We start from the raw sequence: 8,487 nt of genomic DNA on the forward strand, positions 1-8,487 counted from the left end.
CTCCGATGCGTCCCATCCGCCGACCGGATGCCGTCCTCGTACAAGCCGTGATCGCTGGCGCCCTGTCCTTCGCTCACCTCCACGACCTGGCTGCGGCTGCCGGACAGTCCGGTTGGAAGGCCTGGGCCTACCCGGTCTCCGTGGATCTCCTGCTCGTCGCCGCCTGGCATCGGCTGCGGACCTCGCGGGCCGCCAGTGAACCTGCCCGCTCCGCCTGGACGTGGTTCATGGTCGCCCTGGCCGCGTCGCTCGGTGCGAACGTCGCCACCGCCGGGCTCCTCGACCTCGGCCACGTCCCCGCCTGGCTGCGCATCCTCGTCGCGGGCTGGCCTGCCCTCGCGTTCCTCGGCGGAACCCTTCTTGTCCACTCCCCTGGACATCCGGAGGTCGCCCAGCCTGCCGAACCTGACACGGACACCGAGCAACCCTCAGCCGTGGAAGCGGTCACCGAGCGGGATGACGTGGTCGAGCCGGAGCCCGAGATCGCCGCCGCCCCGGCCCTCCCCTCTCCGGAACCGGAGCCAATCCCGGAGCCCGAACCCGCCCCCGTGGCCGTACCGCCGGCACTCGTCGCTCACGCCCGGAAAGTCGCCGACGACTACCGCGCCCGCACCGGCTACCCGATCGACACCGACACCCTCCGCGCCCGCCTCGGCGTCCCGCCCCTGATGGCCAACGCCATCGCCGCCCAGCTCGCCTGAAGGGAGACCCTCATGGCCCCTCGCGATCACTTCCACTCTGTGATGCGGATCGGCCCCGTGCAGATCGGCACCCACCGCGACCATCACGGCCGCACCAAGTACGCCGCCGTGTGCACGGCCGACGGATGCGGCTGGTCCGCCGAGTACTCCAGTTCCTCGGCCGCCCAGCTCGCCGCGCGCACCCACCGCTGCAAGCCCCGCTGAAAACAGAGGAGTTCCGCGTCATGGACGTCCCGCTCTGGTTCGCCCTGATCGTCGTCGGCGGCCTCGGCATCAAGCTCATCCGCCCGCCCTGGTGGCTCGTCGCCGTGATCCTCCTCGGCGGCTACCTCCTCGCCGACAGCGTCCTCGCCCCGCTCATCGACACCACGATCAACAAATAGGGAGAACCGTCATGCTCCAGCCGCGCATCCCGGTCAACCCGCTTCCGACCGGCATCGTCACCCCGCTCGTCCAGCCGACCGTCACCGCTGACATCGCGCCCCACCACACCACCGACGTGGCGCCCTGCAACCACCACCACGCCCCGGCCCCTGCTCCGGTCCCGGCGCCGTCCTCCACCGTGCGCGTCACCCCGGCCGGCCTGGCTGTCGTCGTCGCCGGCGGCGCCGGTGCCGTCCTGGTCGTCGGCGCGGTGCTGGTCTCCATGCTCCTCGCTGTCGCCGTCACCGCCGCTTCGGTCGCCGTCTGCGCCGTCGTCCTGCGCTCGCTCCTCAGCGGCCAGAACCGACACCGCTAGTCGGGCCTCCGGGCGGCTCAACCGCCAAGTCTCCGCCGCCCGGAAGCCCCGCCCCTACCCAGCTCGCAGAACCAGAAGGAAGCACTCCATGATGACCGTCCCAGCCGCTTCGTCGGCGGGGTTCGACACCGCCACCCTCAGAGACATGCTCCGGGTGGCCGGATCCCCCGACTTCGACCGCTGGCGCGAGCAGATCCACCGCACCGGCGGCTGTTCCCACCCCATCCACCTCACCGGTTGGACCCTCACCCGGGACAAGGCCACCGGCGAGACCCTGCACCGCTACTCCACCGACACCGAGCCGGGCAGCCGTCTGCGGATCGCCTGTGGCAACCGCCGGGCCTCCCGCTGCCCCGCCTGCGCCTGGACCTACGCGGGCGACACGTACCACCTCATCCGCGCCGGCCTCGCCGGAGTCAGCGCCCGGGACATCCCCGCCGCCGTCCGCGAGCACCCGCGCGTCTTCCTCACCCTCACCGCCCCGTCTTTCGGGCCGGTTCACAACCGACCCGGTACCCGGCCCTGCCGCTGCGGTGTCCCCCACGTCGAGGACGACGCAGCCCTCGGCACGCCGCTCGATCCTGAGTCGTACGACTACGCCGCCGCCGTCCTCTTCAACAACCACGCCGGACAGCTCTGGCAGCGGTTCACGAACCGTCTCCGCCGGGAGATCGCCTCCACGGCCGGCCTCTCGCAGAGGGCGCTGAAGGAAGTCGCCCGCATCTCGTACGGGAAGGTCGCCGAGTTCCAGAAGCGGGGCGCTGTCCACTTCCATGCCGTCGTCCGCATCGACGGCCCGGACGGTCCCGACTCGCCCCCGCCGTCGTGGGCGACCACCGAACGCCTCGCCGACGCCATCCGCGCCGCCGCCGCGCACGCGTACACGACCGTCAGCGTCCCCGCCGCCGGCGATCAGCCGTTACGCCGCCTCCGCTGGGGCACCCAGCTCGACATCCGGCCCGTGAAGGCATTCGGCGACGGATCCGACATCACCGAACAGGCCGTCGCCTCCTACATCGCCAAGTACTCCACGAAAGCCGCCGAGACCACCGGCAGCCTCGATCGCCGCATCGGCAACCGCGAAGCCCTGGTCCTCCTCGGCGTCCCCGACCACACCCGGCGCCTGGTCGAAGCCTGCTTCGACCTCGCCCCCTTGTACCCGGACCGCCGCCTCCTCGCCTGGGCCCACATGCTCGGCTTCCGCGGCCACTTCTCCACCAAGTCCCGCCAGTACTCGACCACCCTGGGCGAGCTGCGCCAGACCCGCGCCGACTACCGCGCCGCCCAAGAACGCACCGCCCGCGGCCTCGACGACATCGAGCCGGACACCGTCCTCGTCCTCACCTCCTGGACGTACGCCGGCCAGGGCCACTCCCCCGGTGAGGCCGCCCTCGCCGCCTCGATCGCCCGGGACATCCAGCTCAACCGCGAGACCGCTCGCGAAGCCCTACGTGACCAACTCGCCCTGGAAGGAGCACCCGCATGACCGACCGACTGCTGACCGTGGGCCAGGCCGCCGAACTCCTCGGCACCAGCGAGAGGTTTCCGCGTCGACTCATCGCCGAGCGCCGGATCGTCTTCGTCAAGGTGGGCCGGCATGTCCGCATTCCTGAGCGGGCCTTGGACGAATTCGTCGCCGCCCACACCGTCCAGCCGATCACCACTCGTCGTCGATTCGCGGCGGTGGCCTGATGGCGAACAGCAAGGGAAAGCGGCGACGCTTCGGTGCCGTGCGCAGGCTGCCCTCAGGGCGTTTCCAGGCTCGCTATCAGGGGCCGGACGGGCTGACGCGATCCGCGCCCGAGACGTTCGCTTCGCAGACTGATGCCGATCGGTGGCTCGTCCGCAAGGAAGCGGAGATCCTCGACGGCAAATGGAAGAACCCGGACGACAAGGTTCTCTTCGGGGTGTACGCCGACGCCTGGTTCAAGGAACGCGACTACGCAGCGTCTACCCGCGAGCGCAACGGCAGCGCGCTGCGCCTCCACGTCCTGCCGACCTTCGCGGACCTGGTCCTGAGTGAGATCACGACGCCCCAGATCCGCCGCTGGCGAGCCGGCCTCCTGGAGTCCGGTGTCGGTGAGCCGACGGTGGCCAAGGCGTATCAGGTCCTCCGAGCCATCCTGAACACCGCGGTCGATGACGAGGTGATCCAGCGAAACCCCTGCCGCATCAAGGGCGCCGGGGCAGCCAAGACAGCCGAGCGGCCCTTCCTCGACGTCGCGGAAGTCTTCCAGCTCGCCGACGCCGTGCCCGCGCGCTTCCGGGTGTTCATCCTGCTGGCGGCCTTCACCGGTCTCCGCTTCGGGGAGCTGGCGGCTCTCCAGCGCCATGACATCGACCTCGATCGGCGAACCGTCGCCGTACGGCGTTCGCTGGCGGAGACCCGCACCGACGGCATCCTGGTCAAGACGCCCAAGAGCGCGGCCGGTGTGCGTACCGTCGCCTTCCCGGCCTCGCTGGCGGAGAGCCTGGCCACTCATCTCGCCGTCTACGTCGAGCCGGGTCGGACCGGGCTGGTCTTCACCGGAGCCCGCGGCGGGCAGCTACGCCGGAACAACTTCCGCCGGCTGTGGCTGCGAGCCCTGAAGGACACCGGCCTCGGCGACGTCCACTTCCACGATCTGCGCCACACCGGGAACACCCTCGCCGCGACCGGCGGCGCCACGACGCGTGAGCTGATGCAGCGGATGGGGCACTCGTCGGTGCGGGCCGCGCTGATCTATCAGCACCTGGTGAACGGGCGTGACCACGCCATCGCCGCCCACGTCGACGAGCAGATCAGGAAGGCCCGGCCGGGCGAGTTCGGCGACGCTTCTGGCACGTAACTGGCACGGCGCCCCTCCCCCGCCTCCACGGCCGAGGAACGAACAAGGCCCAGGCTCCCGGTTCAGTACCGGTGACCTGGGCCTTTGTCGTGCTACCTGCTGGTGGGCGCGGACGGTTTCGAACCGCCGACATCTGCTTTGTAAGAGCAGCGCTCTACCCCTGAGCTACGCGCCCGTGCAAGGAAGCAACAGCGTACATGGCCCACGGTCAGCAGTCGGTCGGTCATGCGGGTGCTCCTTCCAGGGCGAGTTGGTCACGTAGGGCTTCGCGAGCGGTCTCGCGGTTGAGCTGGATGTCCCGGGCGATCGAGGCGGCGAGGGCGGCCTCACCGGGGGAGTGGCCCTGGCCGGCGTACGTCCAGGAGGTGAGGACGAGGACGGTGTCCGGCTCGATGTCGTCGAGGCCGCGGGCGGTGCGTTCTTGGGCGGCGCGGTAGCACCTCCGCAGTAAGCGCTTTCTGAAAGTCCTGCGCAAAGCATTGACGAACTCTCGACGCCCGCCTAGCTTCATCGACGTTGCACTTCGTACGTCATATATGAGACGCGATACATGAGATCTGAGAGTGCGTCATGACCTTCGCCCCCAGTCCCATCCCGTCCCGCACCCAGTTCGTCCTGGAGGCGATCAAGCACGACATCCTGACCGGCGGTCTGAGACCCGGGCAGGCCCTGGTGGAGACCGAACTCGCCGCGCGCTTCGGGGTGTCGAAGACGCCGGTGCGGGAGGCCCTCAAGACGCTCGCCGGCAGCGGGCTGGTCGTGATGAGCCAGTACAAGGGCGCCACCGTGCGGCTGGTGGACGCGGACATGGCCCGCGCGGTCTACGACGTGCGGCTGCTGCTGGAGCCGGAGGCCGTGCGCCGCACCGTGGCGACCGGGGCCCCGCTCGACGCGGCGCACGACGCGCTGCACCGGGCCGCCACCGCCGATGACCAGGCCGAACGCTCCCTGGCGAACCGGGATTTCCACCGCGCGCTGTACCTGCCCTGCGGCAACCCGCTGCTCGGCCGGATGCTCGACGAGGTGCGCGACCAGGCCGCTCTCGTCTCGACGGTGGCCTGGGCCGCCGTGCCCTCCTGGGAGCGGGAGGCGGCCGAGCACGAGGAGATCCTCCGGCTGGCCCGCTCGGGCGACGTCGCCGGAACCGGCAGCGCCGTCCACGACCACATCGCCTCGTTCGTCGAGCGCGCCTTCCCCCGGAGCAGCGAGTGACCATGACGTTCGAACTCCTGAGGACCGCCCTCGCCGACGTCGTCGCCATCCCGGTCACGCCGTTCACCGCCGAGGGCGAGCTCGACACCGCGGCCCATCGCGCCCTGCTGCGCCGGCTGCTCGACGCCGGTGTGCGCACCCTGACCCCGAACGGCAACACCGGCGAGTTCTACGCCCTGACCCCCGACGAGCGCCGCCGGGTGACGGAGCTGACCCTCGACGAGGCGGGCGACCGGGCCACGATCCTCGTCGGCGTCGGCCACGACGTCCCCACCGCGGTCGAGGCCGCCCGGCACGCCCGGGCCGCCGGGGCGCAGATGCTGATGGTGCACCAGCCCGTGCACCCGTACGTCTCGGAGGGTGGCTGGGTGGACTACCACCGGGCCATCGCCGAGGCCGTGCCGGAGCTCGGTGTGGTGCCGTACATCCGCAACGCCGCGCTCGGCGGGGAGCGGCTGGCGGAGCTGGGCGAGGTCTGCCCGAACGTCGTGGGGGTGAAGTACGCCGTCGCGGACGCGGCCCGGTTCGCGGGCTTCGCCCGGGACGCGGGGCTCGACCGCTTCGTCTGGGTGGCGGGGCTCGCCGAGCCGTACGCCCCCTCCTACTTCGCCGGCGGTGCCACCGGTTTCACCTCGGGGCTGGTCAACGTGGCCCCGTCCGTCTCGCTGGAGATGCTCTCCGCGCTGCGGGCGGGCGACTATCCGGGCGCCATGAAGGTCTGGGAGCAGATCCGCCGTTTCGAGGAGCTGCGGGCGGCCAACGGCAGCGCGGACAACGTGACCGTCGTCAAGGAGGCGCTGTCGTCGCTCGGTCTGTGCCGCCGTGACATCCGTCCGCCGAGCCGGGAGCTGCCCGAGTCGCAGCGTGCCGAGGTCGCCGCGATAGCCGCGGGGTGGCAGGCGTGAGCGGGCGCGAGGACCTGGACCGGGAGTCCGGGGACCAGGGACGTGTCCGTGCTCCCGAGGAGCTGCGGAGCCACCAGTGGTACGGGACGGACGGGCTGCGTTCGTTCAGCCACCGGGCGCGCACGCGGCAGCTCGGGTATCTGCCCGAGGAGCACCTGGGCAAGCCGGTCGTCGCGATCCTCAACACCTGGTCGGACATCAACCCCTGCCATGTGCATCTGCGGGACCGTGCGCAGGCGGTGAAGCGGGGTGTGTGGCAGGCGGGCGGCTTCCCGTTGGAGTTCCCGGTCTCCACCTTGTCGGAGACGTTCCAGAAGCCGACCCCGATGCTCTACCGCAATCTGCTGGCCATGGAGACCGAGGAGTTGCTGCGGTCCTATCCGGTGGACGGCGCCGTGCTGATGGGCGGGTGCGACAAGTCGACTCCGGCACTGCTGATGGGTGCGGCGTCGGTGGACCTGCCGACGGTCTTCGTGCCGGCGGGCCCGATGCTGCCGGGTCACTGGCGTGGGGAGACGCTCGGTTCGGGCACGGACATGTGGAAGTACTGGGACGACCGGCGGGCGGGTCTGATCGGGGACTGCGAGCTGGCCGAGCTGGAGAGCGGGCTGGCCCGCTCCCCCGGGCACTGCATGACGATGGGGACGGCGTCCACGCTGACCGCGGCGGCGGAGACCCTCGGGGTGACGGTGCCGGGTGCCTCGTCCGTCCCGGCCGTCGACTCGGGGCACGACCGGATGGCGGCGGCCTCGGGCCTGCGGATCGTGGACCTGGTGCGGCGCGACGTCCGGCTCTCGTCGATCCTGACGCGGGAGGCGTACGAGGACGCGGTCGCCGCCGTGCTGGCACTCGGCGGTTCGACGAACGCGGTGATCCATCTGATCGCGATGGCGGGCCGCTCCGGGGTACGCCTGACCCTGGACGACTTCGACCGGATCGCGCGGACGGTGCCCGTGCTCGCGGACCTCCGTCCGGGCGGCCGGTACCTCATGGAGGACTTCCACTTCGCGGGGGGCATGCCCGGGTTCCTGTCGCGGCTCGCCGACCGGCTCCACCTGGACCGGCCCACGGTCTCCCACGCCACGCTGCGCGAGCAGCTCGACGGCGCGCTGGTGCACAACGACGAGGTGATCCGGGTGCGCGAGCGGCCCCTGGCGCCGGAGGGCGGGGTCGCGGTCCTGCGCGGCAACCTGTGTCCCGACGGCGCGGTGATCAAGCACATCGCCGCCGAGCCGCACCTGCTCAAGCACACGGGCCCCGCGGTCGTCTTCGACGACTACCGCACGATGCAGCGGACCATCGACGATCCGGCGCTCGGCATCACCGCCGACCACGTCCTGGTGCTGCGCGGGGCGGGCCCGAAGGGTGGTCCGGGGATGCCCGAGTACGGCATGCTGCCGATCCCCCGCCACCTGCTGGAGCAGGGGGTCCGCGACATGGTCCGGATCTCCGACGCCCGGATGAGCGGGACGAGTTACGGCACCTGCGTGCTGCACGTCGCGCCCGAGTCGCATGTCGGCGGGCCGCTCGCCCTGGTCCGCACCGGCGACAGCATCACCCTGGACGTCGAGGCCCGCTCGCTGCACCTGCACGTGCCGGACGAGGAACTGGCGCTCCGGCGCGCGGAGTGGACGCCGCCGCCGGAGCGGTACGAGCGGGGCTACGGGGCCCTGTACCAGGAACAGATCACCCAGGCCGACACGGGCTGCGACTTCGCCTTCCTGGCCCGTCCCGGGACGACCCCGGACCCGTACGCGGGCTGAGCCGCCGGCGGCACCGCCCACGCCGGCGTCCGCGCCACCGCACACCGCCCGCAGCAGGGTGGAGAGGACGATCGCGTCCTTGAGGTGCGGCAGCGTGATGTGGACGAACTGCCGCAGCCGTCCCGCCCCGTCGACCTCGGCCGCCTCGTACAGGTCCTTCGGCACCGACTGCAGGTCCGCGAGGATGAGGATGGCGAAGAAGGGAACGCCCCGCCACAGGTCGGCGACCACCACCGCCGAGAACACGGTCGACGTGTCGGACAGCAGCGACGTGCCGTACTCGCCGATCCCCAGGTCCGCGAGATAGCGGGTGATGCCCGTCTGGGAGTTGTAGAGCAG

General features: G+C 71.3%; 10 protein-coding genes, 1 tRNA gene and 2 pseudogenes. 10 read left to right on the forward strand and 3 right to left on the reverse strand.

Annotation, left to right across the window (positions count from 1 at the left end; all coding sequences use genetic code 11):
- The first annotated feature begins 5 nt into the window (after positions 1-5).
- From EAO71_RS00645 to EAO71_RS00675, 7 genes are all read left to right on the forward strand, one after another.
- A complete protein-coding gene (locus EAO71_RS00645) occupies positions 6-701 on the forward strand; it encodes a DUF2637 domain-containing protein (protein ID WP_147975796.1) in 696 nt (231 codons plus the stop codon).
- Between the two features lie 12 nt (positions 702-713).
- The gene (locus tag EAO71_RS00650; protein WP_147975797.1) at positions 714-905 is read left to right on the forward strand and encodes a mobile element transfer protein; all 192 of its coding nucleotides are present in this window, start codon (positions 714-716) and stop codon (positions 903-905) included.
- A gap of 20 nt (positions 906-925) precedes the next feature.
- Entirely contained in the window at positions 926-1,084 is a 159-nt protein-coding gene (locus EAO71_RS00655; RefSeq protein ID WP_147975798.1) for a hypothetical protein, read from the forward strand.
- Positions 1,085-1,095: 11 nt separating this feature from the next.
- Entirely contained in the window at positions 1,096-1,440 is a 345-nt protein-coding gene (locus EAO71_RS00660) for a SpdD-like protein (protein ID WP_147975799.1), read from the forward strand.
- A gap of 88 nt (positions 1,441-1,528) precedes the next feature.
- On the forward strand, positions 1,529-2,926 hold the full coding sequence (gene repSA, locus EAO71_RS00665; RefSeq protein ID WP_147975800.1) for a replication initiator protein RepSA: 1,398 nt from the start codon (positions 1,529-1,531) through the stop codon (positions 2,924-2,926).
- Positions 2,923-3,132 carry a helix-turn-helix domain-containing protein gene (locus tag EAO71_RS00670; RefSeq protein WP_147975801.1) on the forward strand — a complete coding sequence of 70 codons (210 nt, stop codon included), beginning with the start codon at positions 2,923-2,925 and terminating at the stop codon, positions 3,130-3,132. The genes repSA and EAO71_RS00670 overlap by 4 nt, the downstream gene beginning before the upstream one ends.
- On the forward strand, positions 3,132-4,268 hold the full coding sequence (locus EAO71_RS00675) for a tyrosine-type recombinase/integrase (protein ID WP_147975802.1): 1,137 nt from the start codon (positions 3,132-3,134) through the stop codon (positions 4,266-4,268). Before EAO71_RS00670 ends, EAO71_RS00675 begins: the two co-directional genes overlap by 1 nt.
- 100 nt (positions 4,269-4,368) lie before the next feature.
- Here EAO71_RS00675 and EAO71_RS00680 read toward each other — a convergent pair.
- Together EAO71_RS00680 and EAO71_RS00685 are read right to left on the reverse strand one after the other, a co-directional pair.
- Positions 4,369-4,443, reverse strand: a tRNA-Val gene (locus EAO71_RS00680).
- Positions 4,444-4,491: 48 nt separating this feature from the next.
- Positions 4,492-4,773, reverse strand: a pseudogene (locus EAO71_RS00685) (replication initiation protein); the annotation flags it as partial.
- Between the two features lie 65 nt (positions 4,774-4,838).
- Between EAO71_RS00685 and EAO71_RS00690 the strand changes: the two are divergent.
- Genes EAO71_RS00690 through araD form a run of 3 tightly spaced genes read left to right on the forward strand, consistent with a single transcriptional unit; the run spans position 4,839 to position 8,148 of the window.
- Entirely contained in the window at positions 4,839-5,480 is a 642-nt protein-coding gene (locus EAO71_RS00690; RefSeq protein WP_147975803.1) for a GntR family transcriptional regulator, read from the forward strand.
- Positions 5,481-5,482: 2 nt separating this feature from the next.
- A complete protein-coding gene (locus tag EAO71_RS00695) occupies positions 5,483-6,385 on the forward strand; it encodes a dihydrodipicolinate synthase family protein (protein WP_147975804.1) in 903 nt (300 codons plus the stop codon).
- Complete coding sequence (gene araD / locus EAO71_RS00700) at positions 6,382-8,148, forward strand: L-arabinonate dehydratase (protein WP_261991921.1); 1,767 nt, start codon at positions 6,382-6,384, stop codon at positions 8,146-8,148. Before EAO71_RS00695 ends, araD begins: the two co-directional genes overlap by 4 nt.
- 42 nt (positions 8,149-8,190) lie before the next feature.
- Here araD and EAO71_RS00705 read toward each other — a convergent pair.
- Positions 8,191-8,487, reverse strand: a pseudogene (locus EAO71_RS00705) (carbohydrate ABC transporter permease); the annotation flags it as partial.

Source organism: Streptomyces sp. MS191, from assembly GCF_008042125.1.
Lineage (GTDB): Bacteria > Actinomycetota > Actinomycetes > Streptomycetales > Streptomycetaceae > Streptomyces.